The sequence below is a fragment of the Mesorhizobium sp. B2-3-13 genome (genome assembly GCF_006442195.1).
Taxonomy (GTDB): Bacteria; Pseudomonadota; Alphaproteobacteria; order Rhizobiales; family Rhizobiaceae; genus Mesorhizobium; species Mesorhizobium salmacidum.
Window position 1 is genome coordinate 25,028 of record NZ_VFVQ01000020.1, and the last position, 19,550, is coordinate 44,577.

Annotated in this window: 21 protein-coding genes; 18 read left to right on the plus strand and 3 right to left on the minus strand. The window is 63.2% G+C overall.

Annotation, left to right across the window (positions count from 1 at the left end; genetic code table 11):
- Window positions 1-41: 41 nt before the first annotated feature.
- A complete protein-coding gene (locus tag FJ941_RS22245; RefSeq protein WP_140508952.1) occupies window positions 42-947 on the minus strand; it encodes a DMT family transporter in 906 nt (301 codons plus the stop codon).
- Between the two features lie 131 nt (window positions 948-1,078).
- Here FJ941_RS22245 and FJ941_RS22250 point away from each other — a divergent pair, with 131 nt between their 5' ends.
- From FJ941_RS22250 to FJ941_RS22260, 3 genes are all read left to right on the plus strand, one after another.
- On the plus strand, window positions 1,079-1,537 hold the full coding sequence (locus tag FJ941_RS22250) for an Lrp/AsnC family transcriptional regulator (protein WP_140508953.1): 459 nt from the start codon (window positions 1,079-1,081) through the stop codon (window positions 1,535-1,537).
- Window positions 1,538-1,622: 85 nt separating this feature from the next.
- Window positions 1,623-2,351 (plus strand): class I SAM-dependent methyltransferase, encoded by a 729-nt coding sequence (locus FJ941_RS22255; RefSeq protein WP_140508955.1) that lies wholly within the window; start codon window positions 1,623-1,625, stop codon window positions 2,349-2,351.
- A 117-nt stretch (window positions 2,352-2,468) separates the two neighbouring features.
- Complete coding sequence (locus FJ941_RS22260) at window positions 2,469-3,239, plus strand: sulfite exporter TauE/SafE family protein (RefSeq protein WP_140508957.1); 771 nt, start codon at window positions 2,469-2,471, stop codon at window positions 3,237-3,239.
- Window positions 3,240-3,269: 30 nt separating this feature from the next.
- Here the strand turns inward: FJ941_RS22260 and FJ941_RS22265 are convergent, their stop codons facing one another.
- Window positions 3,270-3,821, minus strand: a complete 552-nt coding sequence (locus FJ941_RS22265) for a DUF2269 family protein (protein WP_140508959.1) — start codon at window positions 3,819-3,821, stop codon at window positions 3,270-3,272.
- Window positions 3,822-4,142: 321 nt separating this feature from the next.
- Here FJ941_RS22265 and FJ941_RS22270 point away from each other — a divergent pair, with 321 nt between their 5' ends.
- The 15 genes from FJ941_RS22270 (at window position 4,143) to ftsH (ending at window position 18,935) form a co-directional block, all read left to right on the plus strand.
- Window positions 4,143-4,523 carry a cbb3-type cytochrome c oxidase subunit I gene (locus tag FJ941_RS22270; protein WP_140508960.1) on the plus strand — a complete coding sequence of 127 codons (381 nt, stop codon included), beginning with the start codon at window positions 4,143-4,145 and terminating at the stop codon, window positions 4,521-4,523.
- A 385-nt stretch (window positions 4,524-4,908) separates the two neighbouring features.
- Window positions 4,909-5,442 carry a DUF1465 family protein gene (locus FJ941_RS22275; protein ID WP_140508962.1) on the plus strand — a complete coding sequence of 178 codons (534 nt, stop codon included), beginning with the start codon at window positions 4,909-4,911 and terminating at the stop codon, window positions 5,440-5,442.
- A gap of 96 nt (window positions 5,443-5,538) precedes the next feature.
- Window positions 5,539-6,051: a crossover junction endodeoxyribonuclease RuvC gene (gene ruvC, locus FJ941_RS22280; RefSeq protein ID WP_027141790.1), complete on the plus strand. Its 513-nt coding sequence runs from the start codon at window positions 5,539-5,541 to the stop codon at window positions 6,049-6,051.
- 13 nt (window positions 6,052-6,064) lie between these two features.
- Window positions 6,065-6,685, plus strand: a complete 621-nt coding sequence (gene ruvA / locus FJ941_RS22285; protein WP_140508964.1) for a Holliday junction branch migration protein RuvA — start codon at window positions 6,065-6,067, stop codon at window positions 6,683-6,685.
- A gap of 43 nt (window positions 6,686-6,728) precedes the next feature.
- Window positions 6,729-7,766, plus strand: a complete 1,038-nt coding sequence (ruvB, locus tag FJ941_RS22290) for a Holliday junction branch migration DNA helicase RuvB (protein ID WP_027141794.1) — start codon at window positions 6,729-6,731, stop codon at window positions 7,764-7,766.
- Window positions 7,767-7,959: 193 nt separating this feature from the next.
- Window positions 7,960-8,856, plus strand: coding sequence for a metallophosphoesterase (locus FJ941_RS22295; RefSeq protein WP_027141795.1), 897 nt, complete (start codon window positions 7,960-7,962; stop codon window positions 8,854-8,856).
- A 169-nt stretch (window positions 8,857-9,025) separates the two neighbouring features.
- Entirely contained in the window at window positions 9,026-9,496 is a 471-nt protein-coding gene (gene ybgC, locus FJ941_RS22300) for a tol-pal system-associated acyl-CoA thioesterase (protein WP_140508965.1), read from the plus strand.
- A gap of 259 nt (window positions 9,497-9,755) precedes the next feature.
- Window positions 9,756-10,466: a protein TolQ gene (gene tolQ, locus FJ941_RS22305; protein ID WP_015315267.1), complete on the plus strand. Its 711-nt coding sequence runs from the start codon at window positions 9,756-9,758 to the stop codon at window positions 10,464-10,466.
- An 11-nt stretch (window positions 10,467-10,477) separates the two neighbouring features.
- Window positions 10,478-10,930, plus strand: coding sequence for a protein TolR (gene tolR / locus FJ941_RS22310; protein WP_027141797.1), 453 nt, complete (start codon window positions 10,478-10,480; stop codon window positions 10,928-10,930).
- A gap of 7 nt (window positions 10,931-10,937) precedes the next feature.
- Complete coding sequence (locus FJ941_RS22315; RefSeq protein WP_140508967.1) at window positions 10,938-12,095, plus strand: TonB family protein; 1,158 nt, start codon at window positions 10,938-10,940, stop codon at window positions 12,093-12,095.
- 39 nt (window positions 12,096-12,134) lie between these two features.
- The gene (gene tolB, locus FJ941_RS22320) at window positions 12,135-13,445 is read left to right on the plus strand and encodes a Tol-Pal system beta propeller repeat protein TolB (protein ID WP_140508968.1); all 1,311 of its coding nucleotides are present in this window, start codon (window positions 12,135-12,137) and stop codon (window positions 13,443-13,445) included.
- Between the two features lie 235 nt (window positions 13,446-13,680).
- On the plus strand, window positions 13,681-14,187 hold the full coding sequence (gene pal / locus FJ941_RS22325; protein WP_027141800.1) for a peptidoglycan-associated lipoprotein Pal: 507 nt from the start codon (window positions 13,681-13,683) through the stop codon (window positions 14,185-14,187).
- 179 nt (window positions 14,188-14,366) lie between these two features.
- A complete protein-coding gene (gene ybgF, locus FJ941_RS22330) occupies window positions 14,367-15,461 on the plus strand; it encodes a tol-pal system protein YbgF (protein ID WP_140508970.1) in 1,095 nt (364 codons plus the stop codon).
- Window positions 15,462-15,519: 58 nt separating this feature from the next.
- The gene (gene tilS, locus FJ941_RS22335) at window positions 15,520-16,887 is read left to right on the plus strand and encodes a tRNA lysidine(34) synthetase TilS (RefSeq protein WP_140508972.1); all 1,368 of its coding nucleotides are present in this window, start codon (window positions 15,520-15,522) and stop codon (window positions 16,885-16,887) included.
- 122 nt (window positions 16,888-17,009) lie between these two features.
- Window positions 17,010-18,935 carry an ATP-dependent zinc metalloprotease FtsH gene (gene ftsH / locus FJ941_RS22340; protein ID WP_027141803.1) on the plus strand — a complete coding sequence of 642 codons (1,926 nt, stop codon included), beginning with the start codon at window positions 17,010-17,012 and terminating at the stop codon, window positions 18,933-18,935.
- Window positions 18,936-19,001: 66 nt separating this feature from the next.
- On the opposite strand, the gene FJ941_RS22345 is transcribed toward ftsH, so the two are convergent.
- Entirely contained in the window at window positions 19,002-19,367 is a 366-nt protein-coding gene (locus FJ941_RS22345; RefSeq protein WP_140508974.1) for a helix-turn-helix domain-containing protein, read from the minus strand.
- Window positions 19,368-19,550: the final 183 nt, after the last annotated feature.

Below are 19,550 nucleotides of genomic sequence, written 5' to 3' on the forward strand. Positions count from 1 at the left end.
GGATCGCAATTTTTGACCGGCCGGGTAGCCGGCATGCCGCCTTACTTGATCGGCTGCGGGCTCGCGGCGGACGGTCTGGATTTCCACAATGTCCAGCCGAGGTTCATGCCGGCGGCAGCGGTCAGGATGGCGGCGGCGCCGACGACCTGACTGAGATGCAGCCGATGGCCGAAGGCCGTGACATCGACCAGGATGGCAACGACCGGATAGATGAAGGACAGCGACCCCTGCAGATGCGTCGGCAGCCTCTGGATGGCGCCGTACATCAGGATATACATCAGGCCGGTGTGGACGACGCCGACCGTCGCCAGCATAGCCCAGCTCAATGGATCGGCGGGAAGATGCGAGAGATTGGCGAAGGGCGCCAGCATGACCACGCCGACGCAAACCTGGATGAGTGCGATCAGATGCGGCGGCGTGCCCTTGAGCTTCTTGGTGACGATGGCCGCGACCGCCCAGAAGAAGGCGGCGGCCAGGGCCATGAGAATGCCGCCGAAATAGTTCGTGCCGACATCGCCGGCGTCAGGGGCGGCCCCGACGATCAGCACCATGCCGGCGAAGGCGATTGCCAGCCAGCTCAGCTTGGTCAACGTCAGCCGCTCGGCGAACAACAGCGCGCCGAAGCCGACCAGCATGAAGGGCTGCGTGTTGTAGACCGCGGTGGCGATCGAGATGGAGGCGCGTGAGAAGGCACTGAACAGGAGCAGCCAGTTGATGACGATCGCCGCACCCCCAAGTGCCGCGAGGCCGACGATGCGCAACGACAGTCTCTTGCGCAACAATCCAAGCGAAGCACAGATGACGAGCAGCGTCAGCGCGCCGAACGCGCAGCGCCAGAACACCACATCCATGATCGGCTGGCCGGACATGATGACGAACCATCCGATCGTTCCCAAGATCGCCATTGCGGCCGACATTTCGACTGTGCCACGTACAGTATCGTTCATGATAAGCCTCTGAACCCGTTGAGGCGGCATAATCTCATGCGATGCCGAGGCTTTCCATCTCCATGAAAAGGATATATGACGGCTTTGCCTAATTATCTTAGGCTGGAACCTGGAACCCGCGAGAAAAATAAATGCTGGATGACTTCGACCGAAATCTGCTGGAAATCCTGGTCAGGGATGCGCGGACCTCGCTGAAGGATCTCGCGGCCCAGGTCGGACTGTCGTCGCCGAGCGTCTCGGAGCGGCTGCGGCGGCTCGAGGAACGGGGCGTCATCCGGGCGTTCACCGTCGAGATCGACCCGCTGGCGCTCGGCTATACGCTCCAGGCGATCGTGCGGATCAAACCTTTGCCGGGCAAGCTGCACATCGTCCAGAAACTGATCGAGGAGATTGCCGAGTTTGGCGAATGCGACAAGGTGACGGGCGATGACTGTTTCGTCGCCCGGCTTTACGTACGCTCGATCGGCGACCTCGATGGTGTTCTCGACCGTATCGCCGACAAGGCCGAGACCAGCACCGCCATCATCAAGGCACAGCCGATCCGGCGGCGGCCGCCGCCCCTGGGGTTGCCGTCGGGCTCACAGGCTTGACACCACATGGCCATGGTGGAAAGGCGCGGCCAGTTCACCAAATGTCAGTCTTCCGCCAGATGGCTGTCCTAGGAGCGAGAAAAACATGGCACAGAACATTTACGATCAGCCGGACTTCTTCGCTGGCTACAGCCAGCTTGGCCGCTCTGTCGAAGGCCTGGACGGCGCTGCCGAGTGGCCGGCGCTGCGTGCGATGCTGCCTGACGTCGCAGGCCTCAGGATCGTCGACCTCGGCTGCGGCTTCGGCTGGTTTTGCCGCTGGGCGCACGAGCAAGGGGCGAGGCAAGTCCTTGGGCTTGACCTGTCGGAGAAGATGCTTGCCCGTGCGAGAGCGGCCGGCCCGGACGCCGGCGTCACCTACGAGAGAGCCGACCTCGACCAGCTAAGCCTGCCGCAAGGCGGCTTCGATCTCGCCTACAGTTCGCTCGCCTTGCACTATATCGAGGATATTGAGCGCCTGTTCAGGACCGTGCACCAGGCCCTGTCGCCCGGCGGCCATTTTGTCTTCTCGACGGAACATCCGATCTACATGGCCCCAACCAAACCGGGCTGGTCGATCGATGGGGAAGGGAAAAGGACCTGGCCCGTCGACCGGTATCTGGTGGAAGGGCCGCGCAAGACCGACTGGCTGGCCAAGGGGGTGGTCAAACATCACCGCACCATCGGCACAACGCTCAACACGCTGATCCGCACGGGTTTCACCATCGAGTATGTCGACGAATTCCGTCCGACGGGCGCGCAGATCGCGGCCAGGCCGGATCTTGCGGAAGAGCTCGAGCGGCCGATGTTCCTGCTGGTTTCGGCGCGCCGATAAGGGTTCGAAGCCCGTTGGCCCGATATGTCGCGGCCAGCCCATATTTGCGGTCGCCGAGCAGGCGATTCCAGTCTATTCAGACGTTGATCCGCTTTCCCTCCAGACCAGCCCCTCCCCATGTCAGACCTGCTTCTCGATCCGTGGTTCTACGCGGCCGCCGTCCCGGCGGTCATTCTGGTCGGCCTGTCCAAGGGCGGTTTTGGCGGCGCCGTCGGCTTTGTCGGCGTGCCGCTGATGGCGCTGACCATGCCGCCGGTGCAGGCGGCCGCCATTCTGCTGCCGATCCTGTGCCTGATGGACATCGTCTCGGTGTGGACATGGTGGGGCGTCTATAACAGAAAGATGCTGGCCGACATGATGCCGGGCGCCATCATCGGCATCGGGCTTGGCTGGCTGACGGCAGCACTCGTCACCGAGGAAGCGGTGCGGCTCATCGTCGGCGCCGTCGCCATCATCTTCGTCCTGCGCTGGCTTTACCTGCAATTTCGTCATGGTTCCGACCATGCGGCCGCACCAAATCGCGTGGCCGCGGCCATATGGGGCACGGTCGCAGGCTTCACCAGCTTCGTTGCCCATGTCGGCGGCCCGCCCTTCCAAGTCTATGCCTTGCCGATCCGACTCGATCCCAAGGTGCTGTCGGGCACGGCAGCGATCTTCTTTGCCGCCACCAACGCACTGAAGCTCATTCCCTATTTCGCGCTCGGCCAATTCGACACCGCCAATCTGACGGCATCGGCGGTGCTGATGCCGCTGGCGCCGTTGTCGACCATCGCCGGTGCATGGCTGGTGCGGCGGATGCGGCCGGAGGTTTTTTATCCCTTCACCTATGCGACCGTGGCGGTCGTGGCTGTGAAGCTTCTGTGGGACGGGATCGCCGGCTTGATGTAGACCAGCGCCCCCTCAGGCGATCCGCTCTGGTCAGGCAGCGTTGGGCACCAAGCGCCGTGTCCGGCCGAGCGCCATTGTGGCGCCGGCGGCAAGAACCACAATCATGCCGGCGAGAATGGCGACGTCGTGCAGGGTCGGCTTCAGCACCATGTCGGTGACGATGACCAGCATCACCGCATAATCGAAGCGCGCCGCCCGCAGGATGCGCTGGCCGTAGGCAAGTGCCGCAGGCGTCACGCCGTCCCTGGCGATCATCGCGGTCATGTGGTCGGCTGTCGGCTTGAAAACGAACATGCCGATGCAGAAGGTCGTGGCGTAGCCGGCAAGGCCGATCAGGATCCAGAGATCGGAAAAGCCGACCCAGAATGAGCACATGATCAAGCCGAAGGCCAATGTCAGCATCGACATCGGCGCGAAGAAGCGGTTGCCCAGCTCGCCGGTGGCGCGCATCGCCTGCAGCGTTCCCTGAATGTTGCCGGCACGATCCGCCAGCGTCGCCAGCACCATCAGCGTGAAGCCGCCACCGACCCAAAGCATCGCCGAAACGATGTGCAGCAATTTGACGATGGAATACCAATCCATGACTTTCTCCCGATGTCCAATGGTTGATGGCGACGCGGCCATTGCCCGTTCGCCGATCAGATGCCGCAGCGTTTAGCGCCGCGGCTGTTTCGAAACGATGTCGTGGAAAAGCCGGCTGTGTTTCAGACTGCCGGCTAACGAAAGGAGCGACTAATATGATGAACGCACCGCCCGATTTTCTGCTATGTCGGGAGCGTCGGGGGCGACATCGTCCGGAAACAGTGCCGATGCTAGTGCCGACGCTGGAACTCCGGCGGCGACAGCGCTCGCCTGGCGATCAACTCATTCCCAGCTTGGGAAAAGGCAATTCGGGGGACTAATATGCAAGGGACAGCACGGAATTTCTTCACGCTGGCGATCATCTATGCGCTGTGCGGCATGGCACTCGGCATCCACATGGCCATCAGCGAAGATCACGGCCAGATGCCGACCCACGCCCACACTATGGTGGCGGGCTGGCTGATGTCGGCGGTCTTCGCGTTCTTTTACCACCTGTTTCCAGCAGCCGGGCAAAAGACGCTGGCCCTGGTCCATTTCTGGCTGACGGCAATCAGCGGCATCGGGCTCATGATCGGCCTTTATATACTGCTTGCCGGAAATCCGGGGATCGAGCCGTTGCTGGGGATATCCTCGATCTGCTTCTACGCAGGCATTCTGCTGTTTGCCTTCATTGCCTTGCCAGTGGTGTGGAAAAAGACCTGAGGGAAGGTTGAAACCGGGCCTGTGCGGCTGTGCTGTTACGGCACAGGAGCACGGTGTCGGGTTAAAAAATATCAGGGATGTTAAGGGTTCATTAAGCTTTACAGGCGTTTACTATGTCCATCCAGTGATCTGGATTCTTACCGAGTGGTTGGAGCCACTTTGTTTGACGCCTCCCTGTTAAACTCCTGAGAGCCGCCTTATCCGCGGCTCTTTTTTTGTCCGCATTCCGGCGGCATTCCGCGCAGCGGTTCCCCGTTAACCTTCTGTTAAACATGTGCTTGCCTTCACCCCGGACGAAGCGCATTTTCAAGCTTCAGTTATATAGCGTCCCGGGTGTATCGGCAGAGAGCCGAATCGGCCGGTTGCGAGTGCAGGGGCATTATCAATGAACGAGCCTTCGAAGGGCATTGCGAAAACCGTGAAGCTGGCGGAGCGCCGGGTTTTTTCGTACTCCTTCAAGCCGCTTTACCAGGAAGGCATGGGGCTGGTCGAACAGGCGGCGGAGTATCTCGACGGCAAGGGCCGGGCCGAGGCCAAGAAACTGTCGCGGCTGGCGGCCACGCTCTACGCGGCCGAATCGATGCGACTGACCACGAGGCTGATGCAGGTTGCCTCGTGGCTGCTTTTGCAGCGCGCGGCGAATTCCGGCGAGATGACCCGCGACCAGGTCGCCTCGGAAAAGTCCAAGGTGCGTCTCGATACCGCTTCCGCCCATGACGAAGCGGCCGGCTGGGCCGAACTGCCAAACGATTTCCTCGACCTCGTTAACCGATCGCTGCGCCTGCAGGCATTGGTGCGCCGCATGGATGAAGAGATCTACGGCGCCGGCGCGGTGGTCGACATGCAGCCCGTGGCCCGCCGGCCCAATCCGGTTTCGGACCAGATCAGCCTGCTCAACACGGCGTTCGCCCGCAATTAAGCGATCCCGCAATCGCTCCCCTTGAATTGGCAAGGGTTGTTTCTGGTTTGTTCACATTTCGCTGGCATCGCTGTCCGCCGGGGGTAAAGTCACCGGATGGGGGACGCGATTCGCATCATCGGTATCGATCCGGGGCTCAGGCGCACCGGCTGGGGCATTGTCGAGAGCCTCGGCAATTCCTTGCGTTTTGTCGCTTCGGGTACCGTGCGCTCCGAGGACAAGGCAGCGCTGGCGACGCGGCTCTGTCAACTGCATGATGGGCTTGCCGAAGTCCTGCATCAGGCCATGCCGCATGAGGCCGCCGTCGAACAGACCTTCGTCAACAAGGACGCCGTTGCGACGCTGAAGCTCGGCCAGGCGCGCGGCATCGCCATGCTGGTCCCGGCGCGGGCGGGCCTCGTCGTCGCCGAATATGCGCCCAACGCGGTGAAGAAGGCGGTGATCGGCGTCGGCCACGGTGACAAGAAGCAGATCCACATGATGGTGAAGGTGCTGCTGCCGAAGGCGATCTTCGACACCGAACACGCCGCCGACGCGCTGGCCATCGCGATTTGCCACGCGCATCACCGGCAGAGTGCGGCCTATCGGCTGGCAGTATTGGCATCATGAGAGGCTGTTGGGGATGATCGGCAAGCTCAAGGGCACGCTCGACGAGGTCGACGAAGACCATTGTCTCGTCGATATCCACGGCGTCGGCTACGTCGCCTACTGCTCGACCCGCACGCTGGCGGCACTGCCTTCGCCCGGCGAAGCGGTGGTGCTGTTCATCGAGACCTATGTCCGCGAGGACATGCTGCGGCTCTACGGTTTCCAGTCGCAGCTCGAGCGCGAATGGTTTCGGTTGCTGATGAGCAACGTGCCGGGTGTCGGCGCCAAGGTGGCGCTGGCCATCCTGTCGACGCTGGCGCCGGCCGACCTCGCCAATGCCATTGCACTGCGCGACATCGCCATGGTTTCCCGCGCCCCTGGCGTCGGCAAGAAGGTGGCCGAGCGCATCGTCACCGAATTGAAGGCCAAGGCGCCGGCCTATGCAGGCACAGCCACCGGCACCATCGGGCTCAAGCAGGAACTCGGCGAAGGCGTAGCGCCGGCGCCGATCACCGACGCGGTCTCGGCCCTGGTCAACCTCGGCTATTCGCGTGACACCGCCGCCAATGCGGTGTCGGCGGCGCTGAAAACGGCGGGCGAGGGCGCCGATGCGTCGAAACTCATCCGCTTCGGGCTGAGGGAACTGGCGCGGTGAGCCATCGCTTGTCCGAGGCGCTACCCTGTGCAAGGAAGGACCCATGAGCCTTTCCCCCCGTCTCATTGCACCGGAAAAGCGTGGCGAGGACGCCGAGCAGACGTTGCGGCCGCAGACGCTCGACGATTTCGTCGGTCAGGCGGCGGTGCGGGCAAACCTCAAAGTCTTCATCGAGGCCGCCAAGGGCCGCAAGGAGGCGCTCGATCATGTGCTGTTCGTGGGACCGCCGGGGCTGGGCAAGACGACGCTGGCGCAGATCATGGCGCGTGAGCTCGGCGTCAATTTCCGCTCGACCTCCGGGCCGGTCATCGCCAAGGCAGGCGATCTCGCGGCACTGCTGACAAATCTCGAAGAAGGCGATGTGCTGTTCATAGACGAGATCCACAGGCTCAACCCGGCGGTGGAGGAAATCCTCTATCCGGCGATGGAGGATTTCCAGCTCGACCTGATCATCGGCGAGGGACCTGCGGCGCGCTCGGTCAAGATCGACCTCGCGCGCTTCACCCTGGTGGCAGCCACCACGCGGCTCGGTCTGCTCACCAATCCGTTGCGCGACCGCTTCGGCATTCCGGTGCGGCTCAATTTCTACACCGTCGAGGAGTTGGAGCAGATCGTGCGGCGCGGCGCTCGCATCCTGCAGATGCCGCTCGGCAATGACGGTGCGCTCGAGATCGCGCGGCGCGCGCGCGGCACGCCGCGCATTGCCGGCCGGCTGTTGCGGCGGGTGCGCGATTTCGCCTCGGTTGCCGGCGACGGCCATGTCGACCGCCTGATCGCCGACGAAGCCTTGACCCGGCTCGAAGTCGACGCGCTCGGCCTGGACGCGCTCGACCGCCGCTATCTCAGCATGATCGCGCGCAATTTCGGCGGCGGGCCGGTGGGTATCGAGACGATCGCGGCGGGCCTGTCCGAGCCGCGCGACGCCATCGAGGACATCATCGAACCCTATCTGATCCAGCAGGGCTTCATCCAGCGCACGCCGCGCGGACGCATGCTGACCGCCAATGCCTGGCGCCATCTCGGCCTCGATGCGCCGAAGGATCTGGCGCAGCAGCAGATCAATTTGTTCCAGGAAGAGTAGCCCGCCGCGGCTTTCACGCCGATCAAGCATCAGTGAACGGACCTGCGCAAATTCTCCTCATCTTCGCCGGCTTGCAGGCGTATTCTTGGATTGTATCGGGCTCGCTGCCTCTTGCACGTCGTCCTCCCAAATCGAGATCGCTTTTGAGGGGACAGGCATCAGCGCATGCGAAATGAGGTGCCGGAGTCACTCAATGATAACCAGACGCGGATTCCTGCGCTTCATCGGCGGGTCATTCCTGTCGGTCGCCTCGTTCAGTGCCTACGCCGTCGGCATCGAACCGATGCTGCTGACGCATGTGAAGCGCTATGCGCTCACGCCACCGCATTGGCCCGCCGGATTGAAGCTTCGCGTCGTCGCGCTTGCCGACATCCATGCCTGCCGGCCGTGGATGACGCCGGAGCGGATCGCTTCGCTTGCCGAAGAGGCGAATGCTCTGCAGCCGGACCTGATCGTGCTGCTCGGCGACTACATCGCCGGCATTCGCCTGTTGTCGCAAAGGGTGACGCCGCCGGAATGGGCTGGCGCCCTATCGGGCCTCAAGGCACCGCTCGGCGTGCTGTCGATCCTCGGCAATCACGACTGGTGGGCCGATGGCTTCGCGCAGCGTGCCGGAGTTGGTCCGACGATCGCGCGCAAGGCATTGGAGAAGGTCGGCATCCCGGTTCTGGAGAACGACGTCGTGCGTCTGGAAAAGGATGGACATGGCGTATGGATCGCCGGCCTCGCCGATCAGTTGGCGCTGTTGCGGAAAAAGAAGCACGAGCGTCCCAGGCGATTGGACGATCTCGACGGCACGCTGGCTAAAATCAGCGACCCCGCGCCTGTCATCCTGCTGGCGCACGAACCAGACATTTTTCCAAAAGTGCCGTCGCGCGTGTCGCTGACGCTAGCGGGACACACCCATGGCGGGCAGGTGCGGCTGTTCGGCTATTCGCCTATCGTGCCGTCGCAGTTCGGCAATCGCTATGCCTATGGCCATGTCATCGAGAACGACCGCAACCTGATCGTCTCGGGCGGGCTCGGCTTCAGCAATTTGCCCATCCGCTTCGGCATGCGTCCGGAAATCCTGCAGATCGACCTCGGCTGACCGGCACTTCAGGGTAGGCTTCGGATTGCGTCCTTCACGTCCGGCTCGGCCTTCTCGCCATTGAACGCTTCGACGACGCCAGCACGGGTCTTGATCCGCGCCGTCAACAGTGCCATCGGGTTCATGCGCCAAAAATACCTGCCGCATCGGCATCCAAAAGGGAAGCGCAATGGGCGATCATGGTGAATCCGCGGCATTGCTGGCTGGGCTTTCCGGCGCGCTGACCGAGTTCGGCCACCGGCTGATGGCGCGGGTCTATTATGCCGATACCGATTTCTCAGGCGTCGTCTATCACGCGCGCTATCTCGAATTCCTCGAGCGCGGCCGCTCCGATTATCTCAGGCTCACCGGCGTGCATCATACCGAACTCGCCGACGGCAAGCATGGCGAGAAGATCGTATGGGTGGTACGCCGCATGGAGATCGACTTCCGCATCCCCGCCCGCATCGACGACATACTGACCGTCGACACCCGCACGCGGGACATCTCAGGCGCGCGCATCTTCATGGCGCAGCAGCTCAAGCGCGGCGACGAGGTGCTGGTCGAGGCCAAGGTCGAGGCGGCGATCATCGGCGAGAACGGCCGGCCGAGGCGCTTCCCCAGGGAATGGGTCGCGGCCTTCATGCCTCGGGTACGCTGATATTCAGGTGATGCCGGCCTGCGATGCCCGGGCGCGGCAATGCGCCGCGCCTGACAGACTAACCCATCCTTAACCATAACGGTTCATGAAGAGATTGGCGAAGATTGGCGTTATCCAGCGCCTTCCTTTCACCAATATTTGCCCCGAAAAGGCCGCTAACGGCACGGTTTGGGGTGTCCGGTAGCTTCGTGCGAACCGACCACAAGGGATGCCATGGGCCAGCCGCCAGCTTCGCCCGGAAAATCTTAAGGACGTAACGATGGAAAATATCGCACTCGCCGAACCGGGCGCGCAATTGTCGATTTGGGCCTTGTTCATGCAGGCCAGCTGGGTGGTCAAGCTGGTCATGATCGGGCTGCTTTGCGCCTCGGTATGGACCTGGGCGATCATCGTCGACAAACTGGTTGCCTATGGCCGCATGCGGCTGGCGCTGAACCGCTTCGAGCAGGTTTTCTGGTCCGGGCAGTCGCTGGAGGAACTCTACCGCACGCTCGCCGACCGCAAGACGACAGGCATGGGCGCCATTTTCGTCGCCGCCATGCGTGAATGGAAGAAGAGTTTCGAGAAAGGCGCCAAGTCGCCGCTCGGCCTGCAGACCCGCATCGACAAGGCCATGGACCTGGCGCTGACTCGCGAGATGGAGAAGCTGGAGGGACGCCTCGGCTTCCTTGCCACGACCGGATCGGCAGCACCTTTCATCGGCCTGTTCGGCACCGTCATCGGCATCATGACGTCGTTCCAGGCCATCGCCGGCTCCAAGAACACCAGCCTCGCGGTGGTCGCGCCCGGTATCGCCGAAGCGCTGCTGGCGACGGCCATCGGCCTGCTCGCCGCTATTCCGGCTGTCATCGCCTATAACAAGCTGTCATCGGATGCGAGCAAGATCGCTGTGCGCATGGAGGGGTTCTCCGATGAGTTTTCCGCCATACTCTCGCGCCAAATCGATGAAAAAGTCGCGCCTAAGGCCTGAGGAGTAACGAGATGGGTATGTCCGTAGGCATGGGAGGGCGCGGCGGGCGCGGCCACCGGCGGCGCGGCCGCCACCATGCGCTGATGTCGGAGATCAACGTCACGCCGATGGTCGACGTCATGCTCGTGCTTTTGATCATCTTCATGGTCGCTGCGCCGATGCTGACGGTCGGCGTGCCGATCGACCTGCCGGACACGCAGGCCAAGGCGATGAATGCCGACACCCAGCCGATCACCGTCTCGATCGATGCGACCGGCAAGATATTCCTGCAGGAAACCGAGATTCCGATCGAGGAACTGGTGGCCAAACTGCAGGCGATCTCGAAGACCGGTTATGAAGAGCGTATCTTCATTCGTGGCGACAAATCGACCGACTATGGCACGGCCATGAAGGTCATGGCTCGCATCTCGGCCGCTGGTTACAAGAACATCGGCCTGGTTTCACTGCAGGAACAGGATCAATAGACGCACGATGAGGACCGGCCTCACCACATCGGTGATCCTGCACACGGCGGTGCTGGCCTTCGGCTTGTTCACCCTGTCGGCGCCGGCCGCGCTTCCGTCGGCCGACGTGGAGTCGGTTGCGGTCGATATCGTGCCGATGGAAGCCATTGCGCAGACGCTACAGGGCGACAAGAAGGCCGTGATGCATGAAAAGCCGGCGCCGTTGCCGACGCAGCGTCCCGACGTCGTGCGGGATGCGCAGAAGGTGGGCGAAAACAGCGTCGACACCGACAAGCCGATAACGCCGGAAGCCAAGCCGAAACCCGTCGACACGACGTCGGCCCCGGCGCCAGCGCCAACCCCGAAGGAAATCCCGAAGACCGAGGACGTGCCGAAGCCGCAGGAAAAGCCCAAGCCCATTCCGGCGACGGAAGTGGCGCCAGCGCCGACGCCCAAGGAAGAGGTCAAGCCCGAGCCGGTCAAGAAGACGGAGCCCAAGCAGACGCCGGCCAAGCCGGCGCCGACACCGCCGCCGCAGGACAAGACCGCTGCTATCGATCCGACCCCTGAGGTCAAGCCGGATGCCGTCGCCGAGGCCATAGCCAAGGACCCGCCCACAGAAGAGACCCAATTGCCGAATTCGGCGCCCGCGCCGGAAGCGCGGCCAAAGCCGCAGCCGGCACAGGCCGAAAGCGCCAAGGCGCCTGACCGCAAAGATGCCGACAAGCCGGTCAAGGAAGCCTCGTCGAAGCCGAAGTCCGACGACAAGCAGTTCAACGCCAATGAGATTTCGGCCCTGCTCGACAAGCAGAAGCCGTCCGGCGGCGGCGCCAAGCGCTCGACCCAGCAGGCGTCGCTCGGTGGCGACAAGAATCAAGGCCAGAAGCTGTCGAAGTCGGAGCAGGGCGCCCTGGAAAGCCAGTTGGGCGGTTGCTGGACCTTGCCGGCCGGGCTTGAAGGTTCGGAGAATTTCGTCGTCGTCGTCCGTTTCAATCTGAACAACTCAGGCAAGCTCGACGGCCGTCCCTCCGTTGAAACATCGAGCGGCAACAGGCAGTTCGATGAGAGTGCGGTGCGCGCGGTTCAGAAATGCGACATGGCCGGCCTGCAGGTTCCCGCCGGCAAGCAAGATATCTGGAACGACATCCGGGTCACCTTCGATCCAAGGGAGATGCTCGGCCTGTAGGCCCTGACATCCGAAAATCAGTATGAGAAGCGAGAAGACATGAAATCAATCCTCAAGCCGCTCCTGATGATTGCCGCGATGGCGATGGGCATGACCGCTGCCGGCACGCTGCCGGCGCTGGCGCTCGTCGAACTCAACGTCAACAAGGGCAATGTCGAGCCGCTGCCGATCGCCATCACGGATTTCCAGGGCGGTGATGCGCTTGGCGCCCAGATTTCCCAGATCGTCACCGCTGATCTCAAGCGCTCCGGCCTGTTCGCGCCGATCGACAAGAGCGCCTTCATCGAGAAGATCGCCAATCCGGACGCAACCCCCCGCTTCGACGACTGGAAGGTGATCAACGCGCAGGCGCTGGTCACTGGCAGCGTCAGCAAGGAAGCAGACGGCCGTATCCGCGCCCAGTACCGGCTGTGGGACACCTTTGCCGGACAGCAGATGGCCGGCGAGCAGTTCTTCGCCAACGATGCCAATCAGCGCCGCGTCGCCCACATCATCGCCGATGCCATCTATGAGCGGCTGACCGGGGAGAAGGGCTATTTCGACACGCGCGTCGTGTTCATCGACGAGTCCGGCGCCAAGAACGCGCGCAAGAAGCGCCTCGCCATCATGGACCAGGACGGCGCCAACGTCCGCTACCTTTCGGATGGCCGGTCGATCGTGCTGACGCCACGCTTCTCGCCGAACCGGCAGGAAATCACCTACATGTCGTATGAAAGCGGCCAGCCGCGGGTCTATCTCCTGCAGATCGAGACCGGGCAGCGCGAACTGGTCGGCAATTTTCCCGGCATGACGTTCGCGCCGCGCTTCTCGCCCGACGGCCAGAAGGTGATCATGAGCCTGCTGCGCGACGACGGCAATTCCAACATCTTCGCCATGGACCTGCGCAGCCGTTCGACGACGCGGCTGACCAACTCGACCGCCATCGACACCTCCCCCTCCTATTCACCCGACGGCAGCAAGGTGGTGTTCACCTCCGACCGTGGCGGCCGCGCGCAGATCTACGTCATGGGCGCCGACGGCTCGGGCCAGACCCGCATCTCCTTCGGCGACGGCGTCTATTCGACGCCGGTATGGTCGCCGCGCGGCGACCTCATCGCCTTCACCAAGCAGAGCGGCGGCGAATTCCAGATCGGCGTCATGAAGACCGACGGCTCTGGCGAGCGCATCCTGTCGTCCGGCTTCCAGCAGGAAGGCCCGACCTGGGCCCCGAATGGCCGCGTGCTGATGTTCTTCCGTGACTTCAATGGCGGCCCGAAACTGGTTTCCGTCGATCTCACCGGCCGCAACGAACAGCCGATCCCGACATCGAATTTTGCTTCGGATCCGGCCTGGTCGCCGTTGCTGGAATAGGTTCGACTGAATTGCCACACAAGCTGAAAAGGGGCCGTTTTCGGCCCCTTTTTCCCGCCTTCGTCGCGTTTTGGCCGCATTTCCGCCTAGGGTCCGCGCCAACTGTGGCTCATGACAAAACGGCTGCGGACGGGCAGTTTAAACCAAATTTTAACCGTGTTTCTTGAATGCCGGTTAACCCAAACGTGGTTACTGGGTGATCAACGAAATCACTCGAATACGAAGGAGAGGCGGCATGGGCCGTATCGCAGCACTTACCAGAAACCCGGTCATGATCGCGCTGGTGGCGATGCTCGCCGTCGCCGGTTGCGCCTCGAAGAAGACGCCGAACAGCGCCGCTGACCTTGGCCTCAATGGCGCGGGTGCTGCAACACCCGGCTCTGCGCAGGACTTCACCGTCAACATCGGCGACCGCATCTTCTTCGATACGGACTCGACCTCGATCCGGGCCGACGCGCAGACGACGCTTTCGCGTCAGGCGCAGTGGCTGAACCAGTACAAGCAATATGCCATCGTCGTCGAAGGCCATGCCGACGAACGCGGCACGCGCGAATACAATCTGGCGCTCGGTGCCCGCCGTGCGGCCGCTACTCGCGACTTCCTGGTTTCCAAGGGTGTTTCGGCCAGCCGCCTCAAGACGATTTCCTACGGCAAGGAACGTCCGGTCGCGGTATGCGATGACATCTCCTGCTGGTCGCAGAACCGCCGCGCCGTCACCACGCTCAGCGGCGCTGGATCCTGATCGGCAAAAATACAACACACTTCTGCGAAAGGCGGCCTCCCGGCCGCCTTTTTCATATCCGGAGGCCCGAAACAAAATTTGGCCGAAGTCTCGCGCCCTGCTATGAGCCGAGGGCGCTTGGCTGGTCTCACATCGATTGGAAGGCGCGAACAAGCTAACGATTGGACGGCGAGAGGCACATGCATTTGAGATCGGTTCTGAGCGGCACGCTTGCGCTGCTGCTCCTATCAGGCGTAACCGCTTTGGCGAGCGGTTCGGGGCAATCAACCGAGAGCGGGTTTTCCTTCCATCTGCCGACACTTGAGTTGCCCAGCCTTTTCGGTGAGAAGAAAAAGCAGGATCAGGTCCAGCTCGCGCAGTCGAGCGGCGCCGGCGTGACCGGGCTCGAGGACCAGCTGCGGCAGCTGACCGGCAAGGTCGAGGAACTCAATTTCCAGATCCTGCAAATGCAGGAGCAGATCCGCAAACAACAGGAAGACAACGAGTTCCGCTTCCAGCAGCTGGAAGGCGGCTCGCAAGGTGGACAACCGCCGGCGCAGAAGAAATCAGACGCCACCACCGGAAGCAACACCGACGTGGCCTCGGCCCCGGCAACCCAGGCGCCGGCTGATGCCGGGGCCGCGCCCGGCGGCGATCAATCCACAAGCGGCAAGACGGTCGAGGACGTCATTGTCGAATCACCCGACGGCGACCCCGGCAAGGTGATCCCCGGCAAGGGAGCGCCCGAAAAGACCTTTGGGTCCATCACCGTCGACAAGAATGGCAATGTGATCGATGCCGGCGGCAATACGCAGGCAACCGCACCGGCACAGGACACGGCACCCGCCAACGGCGCACCCGCCAAGGCCGGCAAGTCCGGCGGCACGGTGGTCGCGGCGCTGCCCGCCACCAACAATCCCGAAGAGCTCTACCGCAACTCATACCAGTTCATCCTGTCGGGCGACTACGGCACCGCCGAACAGGGTTTCCGCGACCACATCTCCCGCTTCCCCAAGGACGCCAAGACGGCGGACGCACATTACTGGCTGGGCGAATCGCTGCTTGGCCAGCAGAAATACCGCGATGCGGCGGAAGTCTTCCTCGCCGCCAGCAAGGACTATCCCAAAGCCAAGAAAGCGCCCGACATGCTGTTGAAGCTCGGCGTGTCGCTGGTCGGCCTCAAGCAGCATGATGTCGCCTGCGCCACCTTCAGCGAGGTCGGAAAGCGCTATCCCGATATTTCCAGCACACTCAAGGAACGCGTCAAGCAGGAGAAGGCATTGGCTGCGTGCTGATCTTTCCCAGGGATGTCGCAGTCCCAAACCCGGGACCGCTTTTTGGCGACATGCATTGATGCTCGACCCCGGGCCTGATTTTTCGACGAGACTTTTTTCGCATATCGATTTTACCAACGGCGCTGTTGCGGCCGTATCGGGCGGCAGCGACTCGACTGCGCTCCTTCTTCTTCTCAAACAGCATCTCGACCGAACCGCACCGTCCGCCAGGCTGCTGGCTGTAACCGTCGACCACGGCTTGCGGCAGGGTTCGGCTGATGAGGCACTGGCCGTGGCGAAGCTTTGCGCGGAGCGCGGCATCGCCCACCGTATCCTGGCCTGGTCCGGAGAAAAACCGTCGACCGGCCTCCCGGCGGCAGCGCGCGAGGCGCGCTACCGGCTGCTGGCCAGCGCCGCGCGGGCGGAAGGCATCGGCCTGATCGTGACCGGACATACATCCGACGACCAGGCCGAGACGGTGCTGATGCGGCTCGATCGCAACGATGCGGCCCGCGACGAGGGACGGGGCCTTGCCGGCATGGCACCCGCCACCTTGCATGACTGGCGCGACTGGATCGTGCGACCGCTTCTTGGGGTGCGGCGCCATGCGTTGCGCGATTTCCTGCGGCGCCAACAGGTCGGCTGGGCCGAGGACCCGACCAATGCCGATGAAGCCTTCGAGCGGCCGCGCATGCGCGCAACCCTTGCCGGGGAGGCCGGCGCACAGCGCATGAACGACGCGCTGGCGTTGGCCGCGAAGGAGGCCGGCGCCCGCACGCGTCTTGGCGCGGAGGCCGCCTGCCTGGTCGAGCGCTTTGCCAGCCGGCCGGCAGTGGGCCTCATCCGGCTCGATCCGGCCCTGCTCGGCGCCGGCGACGATCGGGCGGCCGTCTACGCGCTGCGCATTCTCCTGGCAACGTCGGGCGGGATTGCCTTCCTGCCGGACCTGGCTCGCAGCGAGGCGTTGTTCGCCCGGCTGAAGGCCGGGTTTCTTTGCGCCACATTGTCGCGGACGGTGGTCGACTTCCGGCGCGCCGGCATCTTCCTGCACCGAGAGATGCGGGGCTTGCCGGCGGCAGCGGCGGCGGTCGACGCGGCCATCTGGGATGACCGCCGCCAAATCACGTTGAACGACGCCAGCGGTGCATTGTTGATCGCGCCATTCGGGGCAGCGGCGGCGAAGCGGCTGGCTGTAGGCCGGGGCGAGACCCCGCCCAGCCTGTTGCGCGCGGCATTGGCGGCTGAACCAGCCCTGCCGGAAGCCGTCGGGAAAGCTGGTCCGGCGCCTGATTGGCCCGCACCGCAAAGGTTCGCGGCCTCGCCGATCGTTAGCCCCTTTGCCCGCTTCCTGCCGTCCTTCGATCTGGCCCCGGCACGCGCCGTCGCCGGGTTGATCGGCGCCGCGCCGCTTCCCGCCTTGCCATTGCGTGGCCACAGTGCCGGTTGATGCTGGGCGAAAGCTTAACCCAGACATGCTGTTCTGCTTGGCAAGGGGGGACGCTCTCCCTATGTTAGGCCCAAGTTTCCTCTCATGATGCTGTCCGCTCGCGGACGCCAACGGGACAATTGATGAATCCGAACTATCGCAACCTCGCGCTCTGGGCGATCATAGCGGTCCTGCTCATCGCCCTCTTCAATCTGTTCCAGACGCCGCAGACGCGCGGGGCTTCGAGCGATGTGCCTTATTCGCAGTTCCTGCAGGATGTCGCGGCCGGCCGGGTCAAGACGGTGACCATCGCGGGCGCCCGCATCACCGGCACCTACACCGACAACTCCAGCGGCTTCCAGACCTATTCGCCCGGCGATCCGCAGCTGGTCTCGCGGCTGCAGGACAAGAACGTCACCATCAATGCGCGGCCTGAGACCGACGGCTCCAATTCGCTGTTCGGCTACCTGATCTCGTGGCTGCCGATGATCCTCATCCTCGGCGTGTGGATATTCTTCATGCGCCAGATGCAGTCCGGCTCCGGGCGCGCCATGGGCTTCGGCAAGTCCAAGGCCAAGCTCCTGACCGAGGCGCATGGCCGCGTCACCTTCCAGGACGTCGCCGGCGTCGACGAGGCCAAGGAAGATCTCGAAGAGATCGTCGAGTTCCTACGCGATCCGCAGAAATTCCAGCGCCTCGGCGGCAAGATTCCGCGCGGCGTGCTGCTGGTCGGCCCTCCCGGCACCGGCAAGACGCTGCTTGCCCGCTCGGTCGCCGGCGAAGCCAACGTGCCGTTCTTCACCATTTCGGGCTCGGACTTCGTCGAGATGTTCGTCGGCGTCGGCGCCAGCCGCGTCCGCGACATGTTCGACCAGGCCAAGAAGAATGCGCCCTGCATCATCTTCATCGACGAAATCGACGCCGTTGGCCGCCATCGCGGTGCCGGCCTCGGCGGCGGCAATGACGAGCGCGAGCAGACGCTGAACCAGCTGCTGGTCGAGATGGACGGCTTCGAGTCCAACGAAAGCATCATCCTGATCGCCGCCACCAACCGGCCCGACGTGCTCGATCCGGCATTGCTCAGACCAGGCCGTTTCGACCGCCAGGTGGTGGTGCCGAACCCCGACATCGTCGGCCGCGAGAAGATCCTCAAGGTGCATGTGCGCAACGTGCCGCTGGCGCCCAATGTCGACCTCAAGGTCGTCGCTCGTGGTACGCCCGGCTTCTCTGGCGCCGACCTGATGAACCTGGTCAACGAATCCGCGCTGATGGCGGCGCGGCGCAACAAGCGCCTCGTCACCATGGCCGAGTTCGAGGACGCCAAGGACAAGATCATGATGGGCGCCGAGCGCCGCTCGTCGGCCATGACCCAGGCCGAGAAGGAGCTGACCGCCTATCACGAGGCCGGCCACGCCATCCTGGCGCTCAACGTGCCGTCGGCAGATCCGCTGCACAAGGCGACCATCATCCCGCGCGGCCGCGCGCTCGGCATGGTGATGCAGTTGCCGGAAGGCGACCGCTACTCCATGAGCTACAAATACATGATCTCGCGCCTCGCCATCATGATGGGCGGCCGAGTCGCCGAGGAGTTCAAGTTCGGTAAGGAGAACATCACGTCCGGCGCTTCCTCCGACATCGAGCAGGCGACCAAGCTGGCGCGCGCCATGGTCACGCGCTGGGGCTTCTCCGACAAGCTCGGCCATGTCGCCTATGGCGACAACCAGGAGGAAGTGTTCCTCGGCCATTCGGTGGCGCGTACGCAGAACATCTCGGAAGAGACCGCGCAGATCATCGACGGCGAGGTGCGCCGGCTGATCGACGAAGCCTATTCGACGGCTAAATCCATCCTGACCAAGAAGAAGAAGGAATGGATCGCGCTGGCACAAGGCCTGCTCGAATACGAGACGTTGTCCGGCGAGGAGATCAAGCAGTTGATCGCCGGACAGAAGCCCTCGCGCGACCTTGGCGACGACACGCCGCCGAGCCGTGGCTCGGCCGTGCCGAAGTCCGGCCGCCGCAAGAAGGGCCCCGAGCCCGAAGGCGGCATGGAGCCGCAGCCGTCCAGCTGAGCTTAGATTACAGGTTTCAAGAAAAACGCCGCGGTTTGAAGCCGCGGCGTTTTTTATTCGTGCTGGTCATGAAGCGTGCGGCGCGGGCGCATCTGCCTTGCCGGGACGCCTTTCAGTCCGCACCGCATGTTGCTTGCCCCATCTGGCGAGCGGGATCAGGGCATTGTCCAGCTCGATGCCGAAGTCGGTGATCGAATATTCGACCCTGGGCGGCACTTCGGGGAAGACCTGGCGATGGACGATGCCGTCCGCCGCCATTTCGCGCAGCTGCTGGATCAGCATTTTTTCGCTGATGTCGGGCACCAGGCGCTTCAGCTCGCCGAATCGCGCCGGCGCTTTGTGTATCTGCCAGAGCAGCAACGCTTTCCATTTGCCGCCGATCACCTCGAGTGCGGGTCCAAGTCCGCAACTATCTGGCTGTTTCTTTCCCATGTTTCATCCAATTCTGAGCAATCGGTGGGTGGCTTACATTTTTGTCGGTACTTGAGAAAAACCAAGTCGGCCCATAGCTTCGGACCAGATCGCAAACACCGGCGAGCACCACAACACCATATCGGTATCCCACTTCGGCCTGCAAAGGCCGTCGAGGGCAGGATTTTGTCAAAAGGATGCATC

What these genes read in the sequence shown, in the direction of transcription:
- FJ941_RS22315 (WP_140508967.1), top strand. Translation starts at nt 10,938, where the DNA reads ATGAGGACCGGCCTCACCACATCGGTGATCCTGCACACGGCGGTGCTG.
- ruvA (WP_140508964.1), top strand. Translation starts at nt 6,065, where the DNA reads ATGATCGGCAAGCTCAAGGGCACGCTCGACGAGGTCGACGAAGACCAT.
- pal (WP_027141800.1), top strand. Translation starts at nt 13,681, where the DNA reads ATGGGCCGTATCGCAGCACTTACCAGAAACCCGGTCATGATCGCGCTG.
- ybgF (WP_140508970.1), top strand. Translation starts at nt 14,367, where the DNA reads ATGCATTTGAGATCGGTTCTGAGCGGCACGCTTGCGCTGCTGCTCCTA.
- FJ941_RS22245 (WP_140508952.1), bottom strand. Translation starts at nt 947, where the DNA reads ATGAACGATACTGTACGTGGCACAGTCGAAATGTCGGCCGCAATGGCG.
- FJ941_RS22345 (WP_140508974.1), bottom strand. Translation starts at nt 19,367, where the DNA reads ATGGGAAAGAAACAGCCAGATAGTTGCGGACTTGGACCCGCACTCGAG.
- ruvB (WP_027141794.1), top strand. Translation starts at nt 6,729, where the DNA reads ATGAGCCTTTCCCCCCGTCTCATTGCACCGGAAAAGCGTGGCGAGGAC.
- ybgC (WP_140508965.1), top strand. Translation starts at nt 9,026, where the DNA reads ATGGGCGATCATGGTGAATCCGCGGCATTGCTGGCTGGGCTTTCCGGC.
- tolQ (WP_015315267.1), top strand. Translation starts at nt 9,756, where the DNA reads ATGGAAAATATCGCACTCGCCGAACCGGGCGCGCAATTGTCGATTTGG.
- FJ941_RS22255 (WP_140508955.1), top strand. Translation starts at nt 1,623, where the DNA reads ATGGCACAGAACATTTACGATCAGCCGGACTTCTTCGCTGGCTACAGC.
- ftsH (WP_027141803.1), top strand. Translation starts at nt 17,010, where the DNA reads ATGAATCCGAACTATCGCAACCTCGCGCTCTGGGCGATCATAGCGGTC.
- tolR (WP_027141797.1), top strand. Translation starts at nt 10,478, where the DNA reads ATGGGTATGTCCGTAGGCATGGGAGGGCGCGGCGGGCGCGGCCACCGG.
- FJ941_RS22270 (WP_140508960.1), top strand. Translation starts at nt 4,143, where the DNA reads ATGCAAGGGACAGCACGGAATTTCTTCACGCTGGCGATCATCTATGCG.
- ruvC (WP_027141790.1), top strand. Translation starts at nt 5,539, where the DNA reads ATGGGGGACGCGATTCGCATCATCGGTATCGATCCGGGGCTCAGGCGC.
- tilS (WP_140508972.1), top strand. Translation starts at nt 15,520, where the DNA reads ATGCTCGACCCCGGGCCTGATTTTTCGACGAGACTTTTTTCGCATATC.
- FJ941_RS22275 (WP_140508962.1), top strand. Translation starts at nt 4,909, where the DNA reads ATGAACGAGCCTTCGAAGGGCATTGCGAAAACCGTGAAGCTGGCGGAG.
- tolB (WP_140508968.1), top strand. Translation starts at nt 12,135, where the DNA reads ATGAAATCAATCCTCAAGCCGCTCCTGATGATTGCCGCGATGGCGATG.
- FJ941_RS22250 (WP_140508953.1), top strand. Translation starts at nt 1,079, where the DNA reads ATGCTGGATGACTTCGACCGAAATCTGCTGGAAATCCTGGTCAGGGAT.
- FJ941_RS22260 (WP_140508957.1), top strand. Translation starts at nt 2,469, where the DNA reads ATGTCAGACCTGCTTCTCGATCCGTGGTTCTACGCGGCCGCCGTCCCG.
- FJ941_RS22265 (WP_140508959.1), bottom strand. Translation starts at nt 3,821, where the DNA reads ATGGATTGGTATTCCATCGTCAAATTGCTGCACATCGTTTCGGCGATG.
- FJ941_RS22295 (WP_027141795.1), top strand. Translation starts at nt 7,960, where the DNA reads ATGATAACCAGACGCGGATTCCTGCGCTTCATCGGCGGGTCATTCCTG.